We start from the raw sequence: 23,178 nt of genomic DNA, 5'->3' as shown, positions 1-23,178 counted from the left end.
ACTAGACCGTATAAAGGTTCGGCACAAGGAGGACGGGCGATTAAGTCGCAACGAACTTCATGAACTCCACAGGCTCATTGATCGAATGTTGCGCGACGAGACCGGCCCTACCACCTGGGTGCTGACGGACGGCAAGGCCGGGGACGAGCTGCAGGCCTTGAGCGTGGCCGAGGCATTAGGCCTGTCCCCAGAGGTGCGCCGGGTGAAGCCGAAGCCGCCCTTCACATGGCTGATGCCCTGGGGGCCGATCGACCCGCGCGAGCGACCGGGCGCTCCCGACAGCCCCCTCGCCCTGCCTTACCCGGATCTTCTCATTGCCTCCGGCCGCCGGGCCGTGGCCTATCTGCGCTTCGTCAAGCGCGCCTCCGGCGGGCGCACCTATACGGTCTTCCTCAAGGATCCACGAACGGGACCCGGCACCGCCGACTTCATCTGGTCACCCGCCTACGACCGCCTGCGCGGGCCCAACGTGCTGACCACCCTGACCCCGCCGCACCGGGTCTCCTGCAGGCGCATCGAGGAGGTCCGCACCCGCCCCGACCCCAGGCTCGCCGCCCTGCCCCGCCCCCGCGTGGCCGTGCTGGCGGGGGGCGACAGCCGCCACCACCGCTTCACCGAGGCGGACATCGCCCGTTTCATCCGCCACCTGACCACCGTGGCCGAGTCCGGAGCGGGGCTGATGGCGACGGCCTCGCGCCGCACGCCGCACCCCCTGCGGGAGGCGATCGCGGCTCTCGCCGCCCGGCATGGCGGCTTCTTCTGGGACGGCACCGGCGACAACCCTTACGTGGATCTGCTCGCCCTCGCCGATTTCGTGGTGGCGACGGCGGATTCCTTCAACATGATCGGGGAAGCGGCCGTGACCGGACGGCCGATCCTGGCGTTCGAGCCCTCAGGCGGACACCCGAAACTGGATGTTTACATGCGGGAGCTTAAACGCCATGGAATTGTGCATCCCTTCGAAGGCCGTCTTGTAGGACAGCCCTACGAACCCTTAAATTCAACACCCAAGGTCGCAAAGGCGATCGCTGAAGGCTTCAACCGCCACCGCCGCGCCCTTGGGCTGCCGGATATCGCCTTTTCATTGGAGACCCCCTGATGGCCCATTCTCACGCCAAGCTCATCATCATCGGCTCGGGGCCGGCCGGCTATACGGCGGCGATCTATGCGGCGCGCGCCCTGCTCGAACCCGTGATGATCTCCGGCTTCCAGCCGGGCGGGCAGCTCATGATCACCACCGATGTGGAGAACTACCCGGGCTTCGCCGACGTGATCCAGGGCCCCTGGCTGATGGAGCAGATGCGCCTGCAGGCCGAGCACGTGGGCACCCGCATGATCTCGGACCACATCGTGAAGGTCGATCTGAAGCAGCGGCCCTTCCGCCTCGAAGGCGATTCCGGGGACACCTATACCTGCGACGCCCTGGTCGTCGCGACCGGTGCCCAGGCCAAGTGGCTGGGCCTGCCCTCGGAAGGCCAGTTCCAGGGCTTCGGCGTCTCGGCCTGCGCCACCTGCGACGGCTTCTTCTACCGGGGCAAGGAAGTGGTCGTCGTGGGCGGCGGCAACACCGCCGTCGAGGAGGCTCTCTACCTCGCCAATCTCGCCTCGAAGGTGACCCTGGTCCATCGGCGGGACTCCTTGCGCGCCGAGCGCATTCTGCAGGACCGGCTGTTCAAGCACCCCAGGATCGAGGTGATCTGGAACTCGGCCGTCGAGGAGATCTGCGGCACGGAGAACCCCTCCTCCGTCACCCATGTGAGGCTCAAGAACCTGGTCTCGGGCGAGACCTCCGACTTCAAGACCGACGGCGTGTTCATCGCCATCGGCCACAAGCCTTCCACGGAGCTTTTCGTCGGCCAGCTCGACATGAAGTCGGGCGGCTATCTGGTGACGAAGCCGGGCTCCACGGAGACGAACATCCCCGGCGTCTTTGCCGCCGGCGACGTCACGGATGACATCTACCGTCAGGCCGTCACCTCGGCAGGCATGGGTTGCATGGCGGCCCTCGATGCGGAGCGCTATCTGGCGGCGCTGGAGGCCGCCCAGGAAGCGGCGGAATAGATTTATTAACAATTGCTTATCCCTCAGGCCGATTTCCTGTTGCATCGGGCTGTCGGCTCATAAGACAAAAGGGTGCCTTGCGCGGGGAGCATGCGGGGCATGAGGGGAATGCCGTGGACTGGGACAAGATCCGGATTTTCTACACCGTCGCCGAAGCGGGCAGCTTCACCCGTGCCGGCGACGATCTGGGCTTGAGCCAGTCCGCCGTCAGCCGCCAGATCAGCGCCCTCGAGCGCGAGCTGAAGGCCCCGCTCTTCCATCGTCACGCCCGCGGCCTGATCCTCACCGAGCAGGGCGATCTGCTGTTCCGGGCGGCCCGCGACATGCGCATGCGGCTCGAGACCACCAAGGCCCGGCTGGTCGAGACGAGCGAGCGCCCGTCGGGCGACCTGAAGGTGACGACCACGGTGGGCCTCGGCTCCATCTGGCTGGCGCAACGCATCGCCGAGTTCATGGATCTCTATCCCGACGTGCGCATCGAGCTGATCCTCTCCAACGAGGAGCTCGATCTCGCCATGCGCGAGGCCGACGTGGCGATCCGCCTGCGCCGCCCGGCCCAGCCCGACCTGATCCAGCGCCGCCTCTTCACGATCCACTTCCACGTCTATGCCTCGGCCGACTACATCAAGCGGTTCGGCGAGCCCAAGACCCTGGAGGATCTGGACGAGCACCGCATCGTCTCCTTCGGCGGCGACCAGCCCTCCTATCTCATGGCGGTGCACTGGCTCTCCACGGCCGGGCGCGAGGGGCGCGAGCCGCGCCAGTATCACTACGTCGTCAACAACATCACCGCCCTGAAGATCGCCGTGGAAACCGGCGCCGGAATCGCCGTGCTGCCGGATTACGCGGTGGTGGGGAACCCGGATCTCGTCCAGGTCCTGCGGGACGTGGAGATGCCCTCCCTGGACAGCTATCTCGTCTATGCGGAGGAGATGCGCTCCGTGGCCCGCGTCCAGGCCTTCCGCGACTTCCTGATCTCCAAGGCCCAGCGCTGGACCTTCTAGCAGGGCCTCTTGAGGCCAAGCTCGATGGCTCGCCGGATTTCGTCACCCATGTGACAGGAGCCATGCATTTCTTGCAGCCCTTTTATGAGGCATGCTGCATTGCAAAGAGGCGCGATGCAGACGATATGAGCGGCGGCTGATTTCAACGCGGCACCGCTTTCTTCCTCCCGGCGCTGCCGTGTCGGCCGTTCCCTCTGGAAGGTTTTGACGTATTTGTCGGACCTCGACTTTCGCCGGGCCTTTGGCCCGGCTTTTTTCTTTTCGGCAGCCGCCTGAGCAGCCTCAGCGGGGCTGGGACCGCTCCACCTCCTCCTTGAGAGCCCGGCGCAGAACCTTGCCTACATTGGTCTTCGGCAGGCTTTCGCGGAACTCGATGCGACGGGGCACCTTGTAGCCGGTCAGGTGCTCGCGGCAGAACTGGCGCAGCTCGTCCGCGCCGAGGCTCGGATCCTTGCGCACCACATAGGCCACCACCGCCTCGCCCGAATGCTCGTCCGGCAGGCCGATGACGGCGGCCTCCATGACGCCCGGATGCTTGGCGATCACGTCCTCGACCTCGTTCGGATAGACGTTGAAGCCGGAGACCAGGATCATGTCCTTCATGCGGTCGACGATCTTGATCTGCCCGTCGGGGAGCATGACCGCCACGTCGCCCGTGCGGAACCAGCCGTCGGACGTCATCACCTTGGCGGTCTCGTCGGGCCGCTGCCAGTAGCCCGCCATGACCTGGGGTCCCTTCACGCACAGCTCGCCCCGCTCGCCGGGGGGCAGGATCGCGCCGTCGGCGGACCGCACGCTCACGTCGGTGGATGGCAGGGGATACCCGATGGTGCCGGTGAACTCCTCGATGTCGAGCCGGTTGGCGCAGACCACCGGCGAGGTCTCGGACAGGCCGTAGCCCTCGACGATCGGCTGGCCGGTCACCTGCTTCCATTTCTTCGCCACCGCCTCCTGGGTGGCCATGCCGCCGGACACGGCGAAAACGAGCTGGGAGAAATCCACCTTCTCGATGCCCGGCGCATGCGCGAGGGCGTTGTAGAGGGTGTTGAGGCCGGACATGAGCGTGATGCGGCTCTTCTGCAGGGTCTTCACGAAGCCCGGGATGTCGCGCGGATTGGCGATGAGCAGCTGGCAGCCGCCGATCTTCGTCATGAGCAGGCCGCACACCGTCAGCGCGAAGATGTGGTAGAGCGGCAGCGCCGTCACCATCACGTGATCCTGGCGCTCCCCGAAGAACGGGATCATCCAGGCTTCCAGCTGCAGCACGTTGGCCGCCACGTTGCGGTGAAGAAGCGTGGCGCCCTTGGCCACGCCCGTCGTGCCGCCCGTATATTGCAGGAACGCCACGTCGTCCGGCGACACGGCCACGGATTGCGGCTTGCCCTTCCCGCCCTCGGCGAGAACCGCCTTGAACGCAACCGCCTGCGGCAGGCTGAAGGGCTTGACCGCCTTCTTCACGTGCCGCGACACCAGATTGACGATGGCCCCTTTCAGGCCCAGCAGGTCGCCCGGCGTGACCAGGACCACGCGGTCCAGGCTGATCTCCGGCAGGGATTCCTCGACGGTCGCGCCGAAATTCTCGAGCACGAACAGGAAGCGCGCGCCGGAATCCTTGAGCTGATAGGTGAGCTCCCGCGGCGTGTAGAGCGGGTTGACGTTGACCACCGTGCCGCCCGCCATGAGGATTCCGAACAGGATGGCGGGATAGGCCATCACGTTCGGCAGCATGATCGCCACCCGGTCGCCCTTCTTCAGCCCCTGTCCCTGGAGCCAGGACGCGACCGCATCCGCCTTCTGTCCCAGCTCGGCATAGGTGATGCGCTTGCCGAAGCTCTCGGCGGCGGGCCGGTTCGGGTAGTTGGCGAGGGCATCCCGAAAAATGTCGTTGAGCGTGCCGATCCGCGCCTCGTCGATGGTCTTCGGCACCTGGGGGGGATAGGAGGCGAGCCAGGGGCGGGCTGCAGCCGGGTCCGGGGCGCCCGCCGTCGCAGGCGCCGGATGTGTCGCGTTCATCGTTGTCCTCCGCTTCGTGGCGAGGTTTGCTTCATGGGAGATGGCGTCTCCATCAAAGCTTAACTTGGCGCGGAAGAGCGGATTTGTCGATGGAATAGTTTAGACCTGAACGATCCTGGTGGATCGTTCAGGTCCAGGGCGATCAATGCGCCTTCTGCAGGACCATCTCGGCGGGCCGGCCGCTGAGCTCCGCCATGTGGTCGAAGCGGGTCGAGAAGGTTCCGACGCCTGCCGTCGCCGAGCGCAGCTCGACGATGAGATCGCCGATCTCCGATTCCGGGATCGTGGCGCTCAGCACCTGCCAGCCGTTCCAGCCGGGGCGCTCGTCGTAGCCCAGGATCTGCCCGCGCCGTGCGGTCACGAGAGCCGTCGCCTTGGAAAGCGCCTCCGAGGGGATGGCGATCTCCACCGACAGGACCGGCTCCAGCAGCACGGGCTTGGCCTTCGGCAGGGCTTCGGCCAGGGCGAGCTTGGCGGCGGCCTGGAAGGCGGCATCCGAGGAATCGACCGTGTGGTAGGAGCCGTCCGTCAGGGTCACCGCCAGGTCGACCACGGGAAAGCCGAGGGGACCGCATTTCAGCGCATCCCGGACGCCGGTCTCGACGGACGGGATGTACTGGCGCGGCACCACGCCGCCGGTGATCTGGTCCTGGAAGGCGAATCCCTCCCCGCGGGGCAGCGGCTTGACCTCGATCATCACGTCGCCGAACTGGCCGTGGCCGCCGGTCTGCTTGCGGTGGCGCCCCCGGGCCGCGGCCGGCAGCTTGATCGTCTCGCAATAGGCCACCTTCGGCCTGGTGGTCTCGACGCCCACCTGGAAGCGGGAGGCGAGCTTCTCCACCGCCACTCGCAGGTGCATCTCGCCCTGCCCGTGCAGCCGGATCTCGCCGATCTCCGGCCGGGTCTCCACCACGAGGGAGGGATCCTCCTCGGTGATCTTGGCGAGCGCGCTGGACAGGCGCACGTCGTCCTTGCGGTCCCTGACCTTGAGGGCCAGCGCATAGACCGGCTCGGGCGGGGCAATGGACACGATGGCCTCGGGCCGCGCCCGGCCGGCCGCGAAGCTGTCGCCGGTGGCGACGCCCTCGAGCCGGCCGAACCCGACGGTGTCGCCCGGCGCCGCTTCGGGCTTGCGGGTCGTGGCGGTGCCCGTCAGGGCGAGCAGGCTGCCGACCCGGGTTTCCGTGCCCCGCGAGCCCACCACCGTGTCGCCTTCGCGGAAGGTGCCGCGCATGACGCGGGCGACGGAGAGCTTGCCCCCCTGCCCCAGGTGCAGGGTCTTCACGGTCTGGGCGAGAGGCGCCCCCTCCTCGGGAATGCCGAGCCGCGCCCGGGTCTCGTTGAGCGTCGGCGCCTCGTGGCGCAGGGCCTTGAGAAGCCGCGTGACGCCGTTGCCGCGCTCGGCCGAGCCGATCAGCGCCGGAACCACGTGCCGCTCCCGCAGCTCGCGCGAAAGATCGTTGAAGATCTGATCCCGCGGAGGCTCGATCTCGGAGATCAGCTCCTCCATGAGCTCGTCGTCGTAGTCGGCCAGGCGCTCGAGCATGGCGAAGCGCGCTTCCTTCTCCCGGGGCAGCTCACCCTCCGGCAGGTCCACGATCTCGCTCGGCGCATGCTCGCGATAGATGAAGGCGCGCTCCAGGGCGAGATCGATGAAGCCCACCGCGATCCCGTCCTTCCAGAGCGGGATCTGCCGCAGGAGCAGCGGGGTGCGCGAGGCCCGCTGCAGCAGGGCCAGCGTGTCGCGGATGCGCTGCCCGGCGGTGTCGATCTTGTTGATGAAGAGGAAGCGGGGGATGTCGGCCTCTTCGAGCTCCCGCAGGATGATCTCGAGAGCCGGGATCTTGCGCTCGTCCGCCTCGCACACGACGATCGCCGCATCGCAGACCGGCGTGACGTTGCGCATTTCATGCAGGAATTCCGTCGATCCGGGGCAGTCAACGAAGGTCATGCTCTCGCCGAGGAACTCGACGGTTGCCACGTTGGGCTCGATGCTCATGGCATGGGCGCGGGCCTCGGCGCTCGCATCGCCCACGCTGCTGCCGTCCGCCACGCGGCCGGCCCGTGCGATGACCCCGGTCCGCTCCAGGATCGCCTCGAGCAGCGTGGTCTTGCCGCTCTGAAACGGGCCGACGATCGCAATGCATCGCGGGCCCGCAGCTAGTCTGCCGTTGGGTGCCATAGGATTTCATCCTCCCTTGCCCCCGCTGTGGCGCGCTCTTGTCCTGGACGCGTTGAGGACGATGCTCTGCCTGTCGCAGCGGAATGGCAAGGGGGGTTGAAGATCTCACGGAAACAAGGTCCCAGAGCTTGCTCGGGACCGTTCAATTTGCCTTTCGCGCCAGAAGCGAGAATGCAACTTCCAGGCGATGAGCGACGCAGCAACTCGCCCTGCATGAGCTTGGCAACGCAGAAGATCCGATGATAAGGATAATGCTATGTAATAACCTTTGCTTTAGGTGCTTGCGATGCCCCAGCCCACACGCCTCGGTTCTCAGATCCTCGTTGCAGCCAGCAACACGGGCGACGGCGTCTACTATATGCAACATCCGAAGATGGTGGGCTTGCCCGATGGCGGCTTCATTGCCGTTTGGCAGCAGTATCATGAAACGACTTCGGTTTTTGATTCCACCTCCATTCAGGGGCAGATCTACAACGCCGACGGAACGAAGAGAGGCGCTCAGTTCCAAATCGATGCGCCTCTTTATGAGTATGGCGATCTTAATGTCAGCAAACCATCGATCATTGTCCAAAAGAACGGAAAGGTTCTAGTGGCCTGGGAACAGGAACTCGATACCGTATTCGAATGGAGCGACAGGTCTGAAGTTAGAATGCGGGAGATCGATCCGACGGCGGCAAACCCGTCACAGATTCTCGGATCTGTGACACGTGCACCTGTCTCCCACACCGACGATGGATTCTCCGAGTACAATCCAAACTTATCGGCTACAGAGGACGGGACCTACGTTCTCGAGTATAGCTCCGCAGGAAGCACAAGTAGCGGCCATTACGTACTCGTGCCCGGCAGACCCATCTCCTTCAACGCTGGTCACGGCGGCGATGTCTCTGGCCTTGTTGGAGGTGGATGGGCTCGTGCTGAAGTGACATACGACACCGTATCCGACCCTTCCAGCTACGGGATCAAGGTTACGGTTGATTATCCCTACGGGACTGGTCAATCCTCAAGCATTGCGAGCAGGACAATCCACGTCCCGACCAACTTTACAGGCAATCAGGAAAACCCTTCTGTTGCCGCTCTGTCCAACGGAAACTTTGTCGTCGTCTGGGAGGACAGAGGACCTTCCGGCGATGGCTCAGGCAGTTGCATCAAGGCTCGTGTCTTCGGCATCGATAAGTCGAAGCTTAACGACTCCATGGCTCTTCACAAGATCGATATCGTGCCTCTAACTGGCGAGATCATCGTCAACTCGAAAACGGCCGGCATGCAGATGATGCCGGTCGTCGAAGCGCTCCCCGGTGGCGGCTTCGTTGTAGCTTTCCAGGATTGGGCCAGCACGACCGACCCGTATGCCATGGACATTCGCGTTGCGTCCTTCAATGCCATGGGCGCTCGCAACGGCAATGACTTGCTCGTCGCCAGCAATATGGATGGTCGGCAGACGAACCCATCCGTTGCTGTTCTGAAGGACGGCCGCTTCGTCGTGAGTTGGCAGGATGGCGGCGGGGGGCGAATCAATGCTCAAGTCTTTGGCGAAGCCTCAACGAATCCAAACCCCGGCTCTGATCCCCTTCCGAATACTCTCGGGGGAGGCATGGCTGATGACACGCTGGACGGCACTCAGGTCGCAGGCTTGATTGACGGCGGAGGCGGCTTCGATACGGTCACTTATGCCAGTTCCAGGGATTTCGTTGTTGTCTTTGTTGATCCCAACACGGCGCAGTTCAATCAGCGCGACGCTGCCGGGGATCGATACACCAATGTCGAGGCTTTCATCGGAACCGACTATAATGACGAGTTCTTCGGCCATACGGGAAATGAGCGCATCAATGGCGGGAAGGGTGATGACCGTCTTGAGGGAGGCGAAGGCAACGACCATCTCATCGGCGGCGAAGGAAATGACACGCTGAATGGCGGGGCAGGAGCCGATACCCTGGAGGGCGGTGCCGGAGACAACATGTATGTCACAGACAGTGCGGACACCGTCATCAGAACAGGAGGATCGGGCAAGCAGACTGTGCAGGCCAATGTGAGCTATGCCCTCTCGAAATCGGTCAGGATCGACGTGCTGAAAGCGGGATCCGAAGCGGGCTCGATCAATCTCATCGGCAATGGTTTCGATGAGGAGATCATCGGCAATGCAGACCGGAACGCCCTCAAGGGTCAAGGTGGGAATGACAAGCTGCTCGGCGGCAAAGGCAAGGATGTCCTTGTCGGCGGCAAGGGCAAGGACGTGTTCGTGTTCGACACGAAGCTCGGATCGGGCAATGTCGATACCATCAGCGACTTCGACGTCAAGAACGACAGCATCTGGCTCGACAATACGGTCTTCGCCAAGCTCGGCAAGAAAGGCTCCATGACGAAGCCGGCTCAGCTCAAGAAGAGCTTCTTCGTGACCGGCGACAAGGCCGAGGATGCGAACGACCACATCATCTACGACAAGGCCAGCGGCTCGCTCTTCTACGACGCGGATGGATCGGGCTCTCGAACGGCCGTCGAATTCGCGAGGCTGAAGCCAGATCTCGCCCTCACCCACAGGGACTTCTTCGTCATCTGAGAGGATCTGGCTGGCGTGACGGCTAGTGGTGCTTCAGTGTCGGTCAGCAAATCGCGCTGACGCGAGCTATTAGAACTGAAGAGTAATCTCGCCACGATGCTGCCAGAGGCGACCTACCATTGATCGCCTCTGGCTTTGCCGATTGCTGTCGTTGCTTTTGGCAGCCGAGCGTCGAAAGTAGAACCTTGCACGGGCAACCCCTCTGTTCGGAGAGTGCCGCAGCCTCTGCACTTTTGTTAAATCAATAGAATTGCAAAAAGATCTACTCTGCCCACAGCTTTCCAAAAGCTTACTCGTGTAAGCAATCAGCAAGGAAGTGCCCACCGTGCCCGCCAGCCCAATTCCAAACTGGGGAGAGCCCTTCGCCATCAGCTCAACCGGCACGATGCCTGCCGTCGCAGCCTTGAAGAATGGCAGCTTCATCGCGGTTTGGGCGGGCGACACAGGTGCAGCCATCGAGGCCCGGGTTATCGGTGCCGATAACGATTCAAAGGTCAGCCCGTTCACGGTCGCCAACGGCGGGGCCCTCAAGAACCCTTGCGTGACAGCCCTGACGGATGGCGGCTTTGTGGTCACTTGGGAGGATGCAAACTCCATATCCGCGCATGCGGCGGTTTTCGATGTGAACCCGGACGGGACCACCAAAGTCCGCACTCCCCCTTTTCGGATCGCGGATCATGAATGGCCCCATAACAGCCATGCCAATACGTCGGTCACGGCGCTTGCTGATGGGGCTTTTGCAGTATCCGTCACTGGCCGCTTCAACGGAGCGTCATTGGAGTCAGCGACAACTTACGTTTACAACCGAGACGGGAGCAGCCGTCTCGAAGTGCAAGATATGTCCTATACAGCTAAAGATACTGCTATCGCCGCCGTGCAGGGTGGCAATGCCTATGTCACTGTTGTAGCAGCCAGTGGTCAAACGAGCGGCACGAATAGATACGAACTGACTGCAAAACTTTTTTCGGCAAAGGGAGGAGAGCAAAGATCCATCACCCTTACCAGCGGATTTGGAGTTGCTCCGGCTTTTGCGGTCGAGACACTCGAGGATGGGCGGTTCATCGTCGTCTGGTCTCAGTTCAACCACATCAAAGCGCAGATCTTCAAAGAGGATGGAACGGCTGAGGGACAGGTGCTTGATCTGCATAGCTCCAGTAGCATTCGCGTGCTAAATATCAACGTCAAGGCCATCAAGTCTGGCTTTGCCTTGGTCTTCCAGCAGGAAACTACTTCGAGCCCTCCGAATTCTGATACCTATCTTGCGACTTACACATTATCAGGAGAGCCTAAAGGAGTTCCAAGGACTGTCCACGACAGCAATTCTGGCCTGCAGGAGACACCGACCCTGACGACACTTGCGGATGGTCGCATCGTCGTCAGTTGGAAAGACAGCGCAGGCATTGTACCTGGCATCCAAAGCCGGATCTTCGACGATCGCTATGAGCCTGTGAATCTGGCTGGAACATCGGGCAACGATGCCTATTTCGGTTCCGAATTCGACGATACCCTCACCGGGGGCGATGGCGACGATGTTCTCCATGGTGGCGCTGGCAACGACTACTTCGAAGCCAAAGAAGCCCCGGATAATCTTGGAAATTATCGCGGCAAGGACATCTTCAACGGCAATGAAGGCGATCAGGACAAGGTCAGCTACTGGAATGTCACGAATGACAACCAGACAGGCGTGAAGATCTACCTGGGTTACCAGCAATACAACGGCGGGGCCGCCGAGGGCGACAGCTTCAACAGCATCGAGGTGATCGACGGCACAGACTACGCCGATGTCATCGAGGGTGACGCCAGCACCAACATCTTCTGGGGCGACAACGGCAATGACACCCTCAGCGGCGGCGGAGGCAACGACGAGGTCAACGGAGGGGCCGGCGACGACGTTCTCGACGGCGGCGTCATCAGCGCCGCCGTTCCCGATGACGACACGCTCTTTGGCGGCGAGGGCAACGATTTCATGTGGGGCCGCGGCGGCGGCAACGACGTGTTCGACGGCGGGGATGGCGTAGACAAGGTGAGCTACTACGGCCCGACCGGCATCGCGCTCTACATGCAGCGCCTGGGCGACGGCACCATCGTGGCCACCGGCGCCAGCCGGGGCGCGGCGGCGGGCGACGTGTTCAGGAGCATCGAGATCGTCGACGGCACCACCCAGGCCGACACCATCGAGGGCACCACCGGCGCGCAGGTGTTCTGGGGCGCCCAGGGCGCCGACGTGCTGAAAGGCCATGACGGCAACGACGAGCTCAACGGCGGGGTCGACAACGACACCCTCTCGGGCGGCACCGGCGGCGACAGGCTCGTGGGCGAGGCGGGCTTCGACTGGGCCTCCTATGCCGAGACGGCATCGGGCGTGAGCGTGTCGCTCGCCAGCGGCCAGGGCTTGGCCGGAGAGGCGGCCGGAGACACCCTGATCGGCATCGAGGCTCTTCTCGGCTCACGCTTCGACGACACGCTCGCCGGAGCCGCTCACGAGCTGCATGGCGGCTTGGGCAACGACACCTACCAGGTGGGGGCGGGCACCCTGGTGGCGGAGGGCGCCGGACAGGGAATCGACACGGTGGTGGCCTCCGGCAGCTACAGCCTGGCGCCGTCGGCCGAGGTGGAGGTGCTGCGGCTGGCCTCGGCCGGCGGGCTCGAGGCTTACAGCCTCACCGGATCGAACGCGGCCAATGCGATCAGCGGCAATGCCGGCGCGAATGCCCTGAACGGCCTCGACGGAAACGACACGCTGACGGGCGAGGCCGGCAACGACGCGATCGCCGGCGGCAACGGCAACGACCGGCTGGTAGGCGGGCTTGGCAAGGACATGCTCTCGGGCGGGACCGGCCTGGACATCTTCGTGTTCGACACGAAGGCCAACAAGAAGGTCAATCTCGATCAGATCGCCGACTTCGTCGTGAAGGACGACTCGTTCTGGCTCGACAACGCGGTCTTCACCAAGCTCGGCAAGAAGGGCTCCGTGACGAATCCCGCCCAGATTAACAAGAAGTTCTTCGTGGTGGGCAGTGCGGCCAAGGACAAGGACGACTACCTGATCTACAACAAGGCCAAGGGCGTGCTGCTCTACGATGCGGATGGCTCCGGCAAGGGAAAGGCCGTGGAAATCACCACCCTGTCCAAGAAGCTCGCCATGACCCACAAGGATTTCTTCGTCATCTGAGGCATCCGAACAGCCGATCAGCAAACGAAAAGGGCCGCGTGAGCGGCCCTTTCTGCATCAAGGTCGGTGCAAGGATCCTTACCCAGCAACACTTCGCATTTTGAGCGCTGTCCTTGCGGAGTACCACCAAGCTGGCGATTCTGATGCCTTGGAGTGCCCATTCCCCTCCATTCAGAGAGTTGCGCTGGGGAAGGTTTCCAGGTTGCAAATAGACCTGAACCCTCATTGTGCCCTGCCTGCTTGCCGAGAAGCCGCCATGTTCCTGACAGTCCAATCCTTTCTCCGGCCCACCCAGTCGAACATCCTCACACGCATCTCAGTCGCAGCGGATGGGGCCCAAAGCAACAGAGATAGCGACGATGCCGTAATGAGCGCTGACGGCCGTTATGTGCTGTTTACAAGCACCGCCAGCAATCTGGTGCCTGGGGATACAAACGACCAGGCGGACATCTTCCTCAAGGATCTGGTCACCGGCGCAATCACCCGTGTCTCCACCAGCTCATCGGGAGCAGAGGCCAACAGCAGCAGCGGCTATCCTGCATTCAGCCCTGACGGACGTTACGTGGTGTTCGATAGCGACGCCAGCAATCTGGTGGAGGGAGACACCAACAGCAACACTGACGTCTTCCTCAAGGATCTGGTCACCGGCGCAGTCACCCGCGTCTCGACCACTTCATCGGGAGCAGAGGCCACCGGCGGCAGGAGCTTTGCCTATGAGTTTAGCCCCGATGGACGCCTTGTCGTTTTTACGAGCGCCGCCAACAATTTGGTCGACGGAGATACGAACGGCCAGACAGACGTCTTCCTCAAGGATCTAATCTCCGGCGCAGTCACCCGCGTCTCGACCACCTCATCGCGAGCAGAAGCCACCGGTGGCGGCAGCAACAATCCCATGATCAGTGCTGACGGGCGGTACGTGGTGTTCGACAGCGCAGCCGGCAATCTGGTGGAGGGGGACACCAACGGTCGGGGGGACATCTTCCTCAAGGAACTGGCTTCCGGTAAGATCATCCGTGTCTCGACCACATCATCGGGAGCAGAGGCCGCCGGCGGCAGCAGCAGCAATCCCAAGGTCAGTGCTGACGGACGGTACGTGGTGTTCGACAGCGCCGCCGGCAATCTGGTGGAGGGAGACACCAACGGCGAAAGGGACGTCTTCCTCAAGGATCTGGTCACCGGTGCAGTCACGCGGCTCTCCACCACTTCATCGGGAGCAGAGGCCACCGGTGGTGACAGCCGCGACCCTCGGTTTAGCCCTGACGGGCGCTTTGTGACGTTCGAGAGTGATGCAAGCAATCTGGTTGCTGGTGACACCAACAACGACACTGACATCTTCCTCAAGGATCTGGTCACCGGCGCAATCACCCGCGTCTCCACCGCAGCCGATGGAACTCAGGGCGAGAGTTACAGCATTAGCCCCCGACTCAGCCCTGACGGACGCTATGCGCTCTTCGTGAGCGCCGCCGCGAATCTAATACCCGATGACAGCAACGACCGTGACGATGTCTTCCGTGTCGACTTGCTCTATCAAGCGAATGCTGCGGCCATCGCGGAAGGCCGTTTCGTCGAGGCCCGGCTTGGCGTGGGTTCGGCCTCCAGCGTGACGGTGACTTGGGGCGACGGCACGAGCATGACGGCGACACCGGTCAATGGCAGCGTGTCCGTCCATCATGCCTATGCCAGCACTGGCACCAAGGCGGTGACCATCAGCCTCGTCGAGGGCAGCGTCAGCTGGGTGGTGCCGCATGTGATCAATGTGAGCGCCGGCACCATGGCTCGCAACACGGCTCTCGCCGATACGGTCTCGGGCGGCGCGGGATCCGACCGCCTGACAGGCGACGCCTTCGCCAACATCATGATCGCCAACGCAGGCAACGATCGTCTCAATGGCGGCGACGGCAACGACCGGCTCGTGGGCGGGCTTGGCCGGGACACGCTCACCGGCGGCACGGGCCGGGACGTGTTCGTGTTCGACGACCGGGAGACGGGTTCCTCGAAGAGCCGGGCCGATGCCATCACCGATTTCCGAGGCCGCAGCGGGGACAAGCTCGACCTGAAGCTGGTGGATGCCAACAGCCGCCTGCGTGGCGATCAGAAGTTCTTCTTCATCGGAGACGACGAGGCATTCACGCGTGCAGGCCAGGTGCGCTACGAGAAGGCGAAGGGGTACACCCACGTCTATCTCAACACCGACAGCGACCGGGCGGCCGAGGCCGTGATCAAGCTCAAGGGCGCCATCGACCTCAGCAAAAGCTGGTTCGTGCTCTAAGAATCTGCCAGAACAGAGGCATCAGGACGGGAGAGAGCCTTCACCCGTCCTGGTGCTCGCCCCTGCGCACCACGCGCATCGCCGTGATGGTCACGGGGCCGGCGCGCAGGAGGTTCATGGCCGAGACGATCATCTCGGCCAGGCGCTCGGGGGCGACGCTGTCGCCCTCGATGTCGAGCAGAAAGTCCTTCGCCTCCACGTAGCCCCCATTGGTGAAGTCGACGCGGGCGTCGAACTTCACGCGGTGCGTGGAGGCGGGATTGGCCCGGTAGGGCTCTGCCGCGGGATCGGGATGGAAGGTGCGCGGCAGGCTCATCAGCACGGTGTACTCCCTGGAGATCGTCTCATCAATCTCTGCCCTCATCCTGAGGAGCAGCGCAGCTGCGTCTCGAAGGAGGGTCCAGCGTTCGCCGGAGACGCCCTCGTCCTTCGAGACGGCCTGACGGCCTCCTCAGGATGAGGGCTCAGGGGAGAAGCTCAATTCTGAGCCCTCCCGTTGGCCCCTAGCGCAAGCTTGCGCAGAAGCGCTGGATGCGGTGGCAGGCATCCTCGAGCGCCGCGTTGGACGTGGCGTAGGAGATGCGGAAGTTGGGGCCGAGCCCGAAGGACGAGCCGTGCACGGCGGCGACGCCTTCCGCCTCCAGCAGCTCGGACACGAAGTCCTCGTCCGTCTCGATCACCTTGCCCGAGGGCGCGGTCTTGCCGATGGCCTCGGCGCAGGACGGATAGACGTAGAACGCGCCTTCCGGCATCGGGCACTTGAGGCCCTTCGCCTGGTTGAGCATGGAGACCACAAGGTCGCGGCGCTCTTCAAAAGCCTTCTTGAAGCGCGGCAGGTGATCCTGCGGACCGTCGAGGGCTTCGACGGCGGCCCATTGCGAGATCGCGCTCGTGCCGGAGGTCTGCTGGCCCTGCACGAAATCCATCGCCTTGATGAGATGCTCCGGACCGCCCGCGTAGCCGATGCGCCAGCCGGTCATGGCATAGGCCTTCGACACGCCGTTCATGGTGAGCGTGCGCTCGTAGAGGTTCGGCTCCACCTGCGCCGGCGTGACGAACTCGAAATCGCCGTAGGTCAGGTGCTCGTACATGTCGTCGGTGAGCACCCACACATGCGGATGGCGCATGAGCACGTCGGTGATCGCCTTCATCTCGGCGCGGGAATAGGCAGCGCCCGTCGGGTTCGAGGGCGAGTTGAGGATGATCCACTTCGTCTTCGGCGTGATGGCGCGCTCGAGCGGCTCCGGCTGGAGCTTGAAGCTGTGCTCCATGGTGCAGTCCACGAAGACCGGCTTGCCGCCGCACAGCACCACCATCTCAGGGTAAGACACCCAGTAGGGCGCGGGAATGATCACCTCGTCGCCCGGGTTCAGGGTGGCGAGCAGCGCGTTGTAGATCACGTGCTTGCCGCCGGTGGACACGATGGTCTGCGAGGGCTTGTAGTCGAGGCCGTTCTCGCGCTTGAACTTGCGCGAAATCGCCTCGCGCAGGGGCACGATGCCGGAGACGGGCGTGTACTTGGTCTCGCCGCGGCGGATCGCGGCGATGGCCGCTTCCTTGATGTTGTCGGGCGTGTCGAAATCCGGCTCGCCGACGGAGAGGCTGATCACGTCCCGCCCCTGGGCTTTCAGATCCCGCGCCTTCTGCGTGATGACGATGGTGGCAGACGGCTTGATGCGGGAAAGGGCGTCAGACAAAAAGCCCATGGGAATCCTCCGATCGGGGCGTTAGAACAGGACCGTGACGGCGGCGGACCCTAATCCGGCCAAGCCGCCCAAGCAAGCAAAACAGCCCTGTGCTCAGGGTTTTTGAGGAGACGCCCCGCCCATGACCCCTGCCCTCACCCGCCGCCTGGCCCTCGGCCTGTTCGCCGGTGCCGCCCTCTTCGCCACGGCGGCCCCCGCCCAGGATTTCCCCACCCGCGTCATCAAGATGGTGGTCCCCTATCCGGCCGGCGGCCCGACGGACGTGATCGCCCGCATCGTGGCGGAGGAGATGGGCAAGACCCTCGGCCAGAACGTGGTCGTCGAGAACATCGCCGGCGCTTCCGGGGCGGTCGGCACCCGCACGGTCGCCAAGGCGGATCCCGACGGCTACACCATCGTGTTCGGCAACAACCAGACCCACGGGAACAACATGTTCCTGCTGAAAGAGCCGGGCTACGACGCGGTGAAGGACTTTGCGCCGCTCGCCGGCGCCGGGGCCTTCGAGCACGTCTTCGTGGTGAAGAACGACCTCTCCGTGAAGACGATCCCCGAACTGATCGAGCTCGCCAAGAAGGACCCGGGCAAGCTGAACTACGGCTCGACCGGCGTGGGCTCCGGCTCGCATCTGGCGACCGAGCTCTTCATGACCCGCACGGGCACCAAGATGACCCATGTGCCCTTCCGGGGCGCCGCTCCCTTAGTGACCGAGCTCATGGGCGGGCGCATCGACGTGTCGAACTCGACCCTGCCGAGCGTTCTCTCCCAGTTCCAGGCCGGCCAGATGCGGGCCATCGGCATCGCGAGCCCGCAGCGCAACCCGCAGGCGCCCGACGTGCCCACCTTACGCGAGCAAGGCATCACCAATGCGGATGCGGAATCCTGGGCCGCCTTCTTCGCCCCGGTGAACACGCCCAAGCCCGTCCTCGACAAGCTGTCGGGCACGATCATCGCGATCCTCAACCGGCCCGACGTGAAGGAGCGCATCACCAAGCTCGGCTTCACCCTGAACGTGCGCAATCCGGAGGCTTTCAGGCCCTATCTCGAGAAGGAAATCCAGACCTGGGCCGAGATCATCAAGACGGCCGGAATCAAGGCCGAGTGAGGTTTTCACGAACCGTCATCCCGGACGGCGCAAGCCGATCCGGGATCGCGAGCAGGATGAGGCGCCATACTCGTCACACGATCCCGGGTTCTGCTGTACAGTCCCGGGATGACGGAAGGAGGATCGCATGCAACGTCACCAAGGCCGCCTGATCGACCACGTTCATCTGCGCGTCTCCGATCTCGAGGCGAGCCGGCGCTTCTACCGCGCCGTCCTCCAGGCCTTGGGTCATGACTTCACGTCGGAGAGCCCGGAGCACTTCGCCTGCGACGAGCTGTGGGTCGACAGGGCGGACGGCCCCGTCTCACGGGTCCATCTTGCGTTTCAGGCCAAGGACCGTGAGAGCGTTCATGCCTTCCACGCGGCGGCCCTCAGCGCTGGCGGGCGTGACAATGGCGGGCCTGGAGAGCGCTCTTACCATCCTGGCTACTACGCGGCCTTCGCCATTGATCCGGACGGTCACAACATCGAGGCGGTGCATCATGGGCCGCGGGAACGCTCGGCGCCATCCGTCGTTGTGACCTCGGCTGCCGGCAAATGACTTGCCACAATGGTTAATAATTAGTTAACAATGGCTTAGCCAAGACTCCGCAAGCAGCACTTTCGCCGCACCCTGGAACTTTCTTGAATCAAACAAGTTTTCCTCTTGTGATCATCGTTCGGTTGCTAGGGGAAGAACCGATGAAAACCTTCCAGGCCAGAAACACCTGTCACGTGTCGTCCCGCGCCCAGCGCCTCGATCCGCGCCGGGAGACCCGCTGCTCCCTGGCCCTGATCATGCTGATGGGACTGGCGACGCTTTCCGTGATGGCGACGACGCAGACGCTCTCGGCCCAGGACACGAAAGCCATCCACATCACTTCACCGCGATAACGCGTGATTGAACGGCGGCACGGTTGACGCCCTGCCGCAGGAGTCTAGCTCTCCGGCATCGAAACGACGGAGAGATCGCGATGCTCGGACTTCGGCTGGCCCTGGCCTGCGCCCTGACCCTCGGTGCCCTTCCCCCCGCCCTGGCCCAGGACACCCAGCGCTTCCGGACCGAGAAAGCGGAGGTGATCGTCGAGACGGTCGCCCGCGATCTGCAGAATCCCTGGGGACTCGCCTTCCTTCCCGATGGCCGCATGCTGGTGAGCGAGCGCGCCGGGCGCCTGCGTCTCGTCGATGCGAACGGGGGCCTCTCCGAGCCGATCCGGGGCCTGCCGCCGATCGCGGTGCGCGGGCAAGGCGGCCTTCTGGACATCGCCCTCGACCCCGGCTTCTCCCGCAACCGCCTCGTCTACATGAGCTATGCCGAGGACCGCGGCGAAGGCCGCGCGGGCACCAGCGTGGCGCGGGCGCGCCTTGCCGAGAACGGCGCGGCCCTGGAAAACCTGCAGGTGATCTTCCGCCAGGAGCCGTCCCATACCGGCAGCAACCACTGGGGCTCCCGCCTGGTCTTCGACCGCGAGGGCAACCTCTTCGTCACCCTCGGCGACCGCTTCGACCTGCGCAGCCAGGCGCAGAACCCGGCCAACCACATCGGCAAGATCGTCCGCATCAAGCCCGAAGGAGGCGCCGCCCCGGGCAACCCGTTCCTGAACCGCGAGGATACGCGGCCGGAGATCTGGTCGCTGGGCCATCGCAACCTGCAATCGGCAGCCCTCCATCCCACAACGGGGGAGCTCTGGACCGTCGAGCACGGCGCCCGCGGCGGCGACGAGGTCAACATCCCGCAGAAGGGCCGGAACTACGGCTGGCCGGTCATCTCCTACGGGGTCGACTATTCGGGCGCGAAGATCGGCGAGGGCACATCGAAGCCGGGCCTGGAGCAGCCGGTCTATTTCTGGGATCCCTCCATCGCCCCCTCCGGCATGGCCTTCTACACGGGCGACAAGTTTCCGGCCTGGCGCGGCAGCATTCTCGTCGGCGCGCTTGCGGGCAAGCTCGTGTCGCGGCTGGAGACCAGCGGCAACCGGGTGACGGGCGAGGAGCGGATGCTGCAGCAGCTCGGCGAACGCATCCGCGACGTGCGCCAGGGGCCGGACGGCTTCGTCTATCTGCTCACGGATTCCCGCAACGGCCGCATCCTGCGCATGAAGCCGGCGACCTGACGAGACTGCTCAGCGCCCCTGAAAGATGAAGGCGGCGCCGGCGGCGATGAGGCCGAAGCCGACGAGGTGGTTCCAGCCCAGCGGCTCCTTGAGGTAGAGCACCGAGAACCCTGCGAACACCGCGAGGGTGATGACCTCCTGCATGGTCTTCAGCTCGGCGGCCGAATAGACTGCGGAGCCGATCCGGTTGGCCGGTACCGCGAACCAGTACTCGATGAAGGCGATGCCCCAGCTCGCCATGACGGCGAGCCACAGGGGCGATGCCTTGAACTTCAGGTGTCCGTACCAGGCGAAGGTCATGAAGACGTTCGAGGCGATCAGCATCAGGACGGGCGCGATGTGAGGGTTCATGAGCATTGAGGAAGGGACGGGTAGGAGACGGGAGCGCCCTGCCCTATCCCTCTCCGCCGCCATGTCAAGCTGCAGAAGGGCAAGCTGCCTTACCGAGCGCCGAGACGCGCCAGCACCTGCGAGCCGCCCGCGATCTGCGGGTTGGAGGGGTCGAAGCCCTCCCGCCGCTCCCGCTGCGTGACGAGGCTGCGGGCCTGCTCGAAGGCGGCGTCGAGCCGGGCTTCGGCCCGGAGGGCCTTGTTGAAGAAGGCATCGCCGAAATAGGTCCAGGTCGCCCCGTCCCGGCAGCCGAAGGAAGGCTTGTCGGCTGCGGCCGCCGTGATGACGAGGGTGCGCTCGTCCGCCAGCGCCCGGGCGAAGATGCCGGAATAGCAGGCGGAAACGATCACCGCCCGGTGACGGGCCCCGGTGCGGTCGAGCAGCCGTCCCACGTCGGCCGGCGTGATGAGGCGCGTATCGCGGCCCGCGACGAGCCCGATCCCCTCCGGCGTGCCATGGGAGGTGAGGACGAGCACCACCACGTCCTCGGCCGGATCGAGCGTGCGCCCCACAGCCTCGGCGGCGGCGAGAAGGGTCTGGGGCGTCGCGCCCGCCTGGCGCTTGGTGTTGAAGCGGACGATGGTGCGCCCCTTCGATCCGTAGAGCCGCTCGAGGATGCGCGCCGCGCCCCTGGCCTCGCTCTCGAACACGCTCTGCGGCCCCCACAGGCCGAAGGACAGGATGTACACGTCGGTCCGGCCCGGGCGCTGCGCCTCCAGCCGGACGGGTTCGGCCCGACGGGCCGCCTGCCCATACGCCCCGTGGACGGGAAGGGAGACCAGCGAGAGGCCGAGCAGGCACGAGGCAAGGATCCGGAACACAGCGAACTCCCGATGCCGGCTCATCCTAGCCATAGCGCACCTTCAGCGCCAGGATCAGGCCGACGAGAATGAAATTCACCCCATTGGACAGGATGATCGGCATCGACCCGACAAGGATGCCATAGACCAGCCAGAGCCCGACCCCGAGGGTGAAGATGCTCTGGGCGAACAGCGAAAGCGACTTCGTGTCCTTGGTGCGGATCGTCCGGAAGGCCTGGGGCAGCCAGCAGACCGTCGTCAGAAAAGCGGCCGCAAAGCCGAGGAGTTCTACACCGGACATGATCGAATCGCGTTTTGGAGGCAGACGCATCTTTATCACGCCGGCGCGTCCCTGGCTGTTCATTTCATCGGGCGGGGCACAGGCGGAGAGAAGCTTTGCCGCAGCCGAACCGAACGACGCTTTCCGGGTTTCCTATCCGATCGACCGACAACGCTGTTCTAGAGGGTTTCCATGGATATCGCGCTCGACAAGGTTTGCGAACTCATCCTGCGGGTCAGGGCCATCGATGTGAAGGAAGGCCTCACCGACCCGGCGTCGGGCTCGAATCCCATCGACGACGGGTCGGTCGACGCGCTCACCGCCTCGCCCGACGATGCGACGGAGGACGAGGTCCGCGACGTGATCGCCGGCCTCAACGACGACGAGCGCGCCGACCTGATCGCACTGGTCTATATCGGCCGCGGCGACATGGAACCCGAGGAATGGGGCGCGGCCGTGCGCCTCGCCCGCGAGCGCGAGGCCTCGAGCGCGCTGTCGACCGCCGACTGGCTGATCGGCATCCCGAACCTCGCCGACCTCCTGGACGAGGGCCTCAACGCCATGGGCCGCAGCTGCGCCTGAGGCGACGGGCGCGCCGAACCCTTCCGGCGCGCCCCTTGGCTCAGAGGGACTTCGGCAGCGCCGCAATGTCGCGAACCGTTCCGTCCACGCCCGCGATCGTGGCAGCCTCCGTTGCCTTGCCGGTGGCGAGATCGACCTTGTAGAGGGTCTTGCCGCTCATGAGCCACGCCTCGTTCGCGGCCTCGGCCGCAACGATGTCGAAGGCCACGCTGCCGGCTTCCATGCCCAGCATGCCGACCGAGTTGAGCACGCCGTCGTTCGGGGGCGCCTGCCTGACCAGCACGCCGCCGGCCTCGATGTCGTACAGGGTCGTCTCCTTCGCCCCCTTCATGGAATTGGTGTAGGCGCCCGCGACCACCTTCGGCGCCTTGCCCTTGTGCATGTCGCCGTCGGCGAACTTCAGCTGGCCGTCCCTGGTGACCTTGCCGTCATCCACGTTGGCGCGAAGGTTCGCCCCGTCCGAGCCGATGATCCGCAGCCTGTCCGCAACCGGGTTGAAGTCGACGGTTGCCGTGGTGCCGGGGGCGAGCATGGCATCGAGCCTGGATTTCATCGTCGCCTTGCCGGAAGCCGGATCGATGGTGACGACCGTGCCGTCGGCCACGACCCCGTAGAGCATGCCGTCGGCCGGGCGAACGTCGATGCCGGCCAGAGCCCCTGTGAGGCCGGTGACCTTCATCGACCTGTCGACCTTCTTCCCTGCCACGTCCACGATGGCGATCGTGTCGTCGCCGACGAGCGCGGCGACGCTCTGCGCCTGGGCCGCTCCCGCAAGCAGGGTCGATCCGACCAGTGCTGCGGCCAATGACGTGAATTTCATGCTTTTTCCCTCCGGGTCCAAGGGCCGGCCGTGCGCGGCCGCCGTTGCGCTTACCCGCCGAAATCCTCTATGGATGCAGGGGGCATGAATTTTTCCCGGGCCGCTGCATCCGTGCGGCAGGCTCAGGTGTATTGTCGGCAGGTGAAAACG

19 protein-coding genes are annotated in these 23,178 nt (G+C 64.3%); 11 read left to right on the top strand and 8 right to left on the bottom strand.

Features of this window, described 5'->3' with window-relative positions:
* Window positions 1-85: 85 nt before the first annotated feature.
* From GR303_RS19725 to GR303_RS19715, 3 genes are all read left to right on the top strand, one after another.
* Complete coding sequence (locus GR303_RS19725; RefSeq protein WP_161725046.1) at window positions 86-1,099, top strand: mitochondrial fission ELM1 family protein; 1,014 nt, start codon at window positions 86-88, stop codon at window positions 1,097-1,099.
* Entirely contained in the window at window positions 1,099-2,061 is a 963-nt protein-coding gene (trxB, locus tag GR303_RS19720) for a thioredoxin-disulfide reductase (RefSeq protein ID WP_161725048.1), read from the top strand. The genes GR303_RS19725 and trxB overlap by 1 nt, the downstream gene beginning before the upstream one ends.
* 113 nt (window positions 2,062-2,174) lie before the next feature.
* Entirely contained in the window at window positions 2,175-3,065 is an 891-nt protein-coding gene (locus GR303_RS19715; protein ID WP_161725050.1) for a LysR substrate-binding domain-containing protein, read from the top strand.
* Window positions 3,066-3,347: 282 nt separating this feature from the next.
* Here the strand turns inward: GR303_RS19715 and GR303_RS19710 are convergent, their stop codons facing one another.
* Together GR303_RS19710 and GR303_RS19705 are read right to left on the bottom strand one after the other, a co-directional pair.
* The gene (locus GR303_RS19710; RefSeq protein WP_161725052.1) at window positions 3,348-5,078 is read right to left on the bottom strand and encodes an AMP-binding protein; all 1,731 of its coding nucleotides are present in this window, start codon (window positions 5,076-5,078) and stop codon (window positions 3,348-3,350) included.
* Between the two features lie 142 nt (window positions 5,079-5,220).
* A complete protein-coding gene (locus GR303_RS19705) occupies window positions 5,221-7,260 on the bottom strand; it encodes an elongation factor G (RefSeq protein WP_161725054.1) in 2,040 nt (679 codons plus the stop codon).
* Between the two features lie 286 nt (window positions 7,261-7,546).
* On the opposite strand from GR303_RS19705, the gene GR303_RS19700 reads away from it, so the two are divergent.
* From GR303_RS19700 to GR303_RS25220, 3 genes are all read left to right on the top strand, one after another.
* Window positions 7,547-9,814: a calcium-binding protein gene (locus GR303_RS19700; protein ID WP_161725056.1), complete on the top strand. Its 2,268-nt coding sequence runs from the start codon at window positions 7,547-7,549 to the stop codon at window positions 9,812-9,814.
* A gap of 1,447 nt (window positions 9,815-11,261) precedes the next feature.
* A complete protein-coding gene (locus GR303_RS19695) occupies window positions 11,262-12,986 on the top strand; it encodes a calcium-binding protein (protein WP_161747598.1) in 1,725 nt (574 codons plus the stop codon).
* 367 nt (window positions 12,987-13,353) lie between these two features.
* Window positions 13,354-15,255, top strand: a complete 1,902-nt coding sequence (locus tag GR303_RS25220) for a PD40 domain-containing protein (RefSeq protein WP_161725060.1) — start codon at window positions 13,354-13,356, stop codon at window positions 15,253-15,255.
* A gap of 40 nt (window positions 15,256-15,295) precedes the next feature.
* Here the strand turns inward: GR303_RS25220 and GR303_RS19685 are convergent, their stop codons facing one another.
* A complete protein-coding gene (locus tag GR303_RS19685; protein ID WP_161747597.1) occupies window positions 15,296-15,577 on the bottom strand; it encodes a hypothetical protein in 282 nt (93 codons plus the stop codon).
* A gap of 181 nt (window positions 15,578-15,758) precedes the next feature.
* Window positions 15,759-16,961 (bottom strand): pyridoxal phosphate-dependent aminotransferase, encoded by a 1,203-nt coding sequence (locus tag GR303_RS19680; RefSeq protein ID WP_161725064.1) that lies wholly within the window; start codon window positions 16,959-16,961, stop codon window positions 15,759-15,761.
* Between the two features lie 121 nt (window positions 16,962-17,082).
* Between GR303_RS19680 and GR303_RS19675 the strand changes: the two genes are divergently transcribed.
* From GR303_RS19675 to GR303_RS19660, 4 genes are all read left to right on the top strand, one after another.
* Window positions 17,083-18,063: a Bug family tripartite tricarboxylate transporter substrate binding protein gene (locus GR303_RS19675; RefSeq protein ID WP_161725066.1), complete on the top strand. Its 981-nt coding sequence runs from the start codon at window positions 17,083-17,085 to the stop codon at window positions 18,061-18,063.
* Between the two features lie 127 nt (window positions 18,064-18,190).
* A complete protein-coding gene (locus GR303_RS19670) occupies window positions 18,191-18,604 on the top strand; it encodes a VOC family protein (RefSeq protein WP_161725068.1) in 414 nt (137 codons plus the stop codon).
* 140 nt (window positions 18,605-18,744) lie between these two features.
* A complete protein-coding gene (locus tag GR303_RS19665; RefSeq protein ID WP_161725070.1) occupies window positions 18,745-18,936 on the top strand; it encodes a hypothetical protein in 192 nt (63 codons plus the stop codon).
* Window positions 18,937-19,016: 80 nt separating this feature from the next.
* Complete coding sequence (locus GR303_RS19660) at window positions 19,017-20,156, top strand: PQQ-dependent sugar dehydrogenase (protein WP_161725072.1); 1,140 nt, start codon at window positions 19,017-19,019, stop codon at window positions 20,154-20,156.
* A 9-nt stretch (window positions 20,157-20,165) separates the two neighbouring features.
* Here GR303_RS19660 and GR303_RS19655 read toward each other — a convergent pair whose 3' ends face one another.
* The 3 genes from GR303_RS19655 to GR303_RS19645 form a co-directional block, all read right to left on the bottom strand.
* Window positions 20,166-20,507 carry a DMT family protein gene (locus tag GR303_RS19655; protein WP_425487125.1) on the bottom strand — a complete coding sequence of 114 codons (342 nt, stop codon included), beginning with the start codon at window positions 20,505-20,507 and terminating at the stop codon, window positions 20,166-20,168.
* 89 nt (window positions 20,508-20,596) lie between these two features.
* Window positions 20,597-21,367, bottom strand: coding sequence for a C13 family peptidase (locus tag GR303_RS19650; protein ID WP_343038474.1), 771 nt, complete (start codon window positions 21,365-21,367; stop codon window positions 20,597-20,599).
* 25 nt (window positions 21,368-21,392) lie between these two features.
* On the bottom strand, window positions 21,393-21,647 hold the full coding sequence (locus GR303_RS19645) for a SemiSWEET transporter (RefSeq protein ID WP_161725076.1): 255 nt from the start codon (window positions 21,645-21,647) through the stop codon (window positions 21,393-21,395).
* Between the two features lie 171 nt (window positions 21,648-21,818).
* On the opposite strand from GR303_RS19645, the gene GR303_RS19640 reads away from it, so the two are divergent.
* Window positions 21,819-22,208, top strand: coding sequence for a DUF3775 domain-containing protein (locus tag GR303_RS19640; RefSeq protein ID WP_161725078.1), 390 nt, complete (start codon window positions 21,819-21,821; stop codon window positions 22,206-22,208).
* 40 nt (window positions 22,209-22,248) lie between these two features.
* Here GR303_RS19640 and GR303_RS19635 read toward each other — a convergent pair whose 3' ends face one another.
* A complete protein-coding gene (locus GR303_RS19635; protein WP_161725080.1) occupies window positions 22,249-23,028 on the bottom strand; it encodes a DUF4394 domain-containing protein in 780 nt (259 codons plus the stop codon).
* Window positions 23,029-23,178 lie beyond the last annotated feature (150 nt).

The organism is Microvirga arsenatis, from assembly GCF_009910705.1.
Taxonomy (GTDB): domain Bacteria; phylum Pseudomonadota; class Alphaproteobacteria; order Rhizobiales; family Beijerinckiaceae; genus Microvirga; species Microvirga arsenatis.
This window is presented reverse-complemented; position numbering and strand designations above follow the sequence as displayed.

Coding starts and splice junctions, on each gene's coding strand:
- GR303_RS19700 (WP_161725056.1), top strand. CDS start 7,547: ATGCCCCAGCCCACACGCCTCGGTTCTCAGATCCTCGTTGCAGCCAGC.
- GR303_RS19725 (WP_161725046.1), top strand. CDS start 86: ATGTTGCGCGACGAGACCGGCCCTACCACCTGGGTGCTGACGGACGGC.
- GR303_RS19645 (WP_161725076.1), bottom strand. CDS start 21,647: ATGTCCGGTGTAGAACTCCTCGGCTTTGCGGCCGCTTTTCTGACGACG.
- GR303_RS19675 (WP_161725066.1), top strand. CDS start 17,083: ATGACCCCTGCCCTCACCCGCCGCCTGGCCCTCGGCCTGTTCGCCGGT.
- GR303_RS19635 (WP_161725080.1), bottom strand. CDS start 23,028: ATGAAATTCACGTCATTGGCCGCAGCACTGGTCGGATCGACCCTGCTT.
- GR303_RS25220 (WP_161725060.1), top strand. CDS start 13,354: ATGAGCGCTGACGGCCGTTATGTGCTGTTTACAAGCACCGCCAGCAAT.
- GR303_RS19640 (WP_161725078.1), top strand. CDS start 21,819: ATGGATATCGCGCTCGACAAGGTTTGCGAACTCATCCTGCGGGTCAGG.
- GR303_RS19705 (WP_161725054.1), bottom strand. CDS start 7,260: ATGGCACCCAACGGCAGACTAGCTGCGGGCCCGCGATGCATTGCGATC.
- GR303_RS19660 (WP_161725072.1), top strand. CDS start 19,017: ATGCTCGGACTTCGGCTGGCCCTGGCCTGCGCCCTGACCCTCGGTGCC.
- GR303_RS19670 (WP_161725068.1), top strand. CDS start 18,191: ATGCAACGTCACCAAGGCCGCCTGATCGACCACGTTCATCTGCGCGTC.
- GR303_RS19710 (WP_161725052.1), bottom strand. CDS start 5,078: ATGAACGCGACACATCCGGCGCCTGCGACGGCGGGCGCCCCGGACCCG.
- GR303_RS19655 (WP_425487125.1), bottom strand. CDS start 20,507: ATGAACCCTCACATCGCGCCCGTCCTGATGCTGATCGCCTCGAACGTC.
- trxB (WP_161725048.1), top strand. CDS start 1,099: ATGGCCCATTCTCACGCCAAGCTCATCATCATCGGCTCGGGGCCGGCC.
- GR303_RS19680 (WP_161725064.1), bottom strand. CDS start 16,961: ATGGGCTTTTTGTCTGACGCCCTTTCCCGCATCAAGCCGTCTGCCACC.
- GR303_RS19665 (WP_161725070.1), top strand. CDS start 18,745: ATGAAAACCTTCCAGGCCAGAAACACCTGTCACGTGTCGTCCCGCGCC.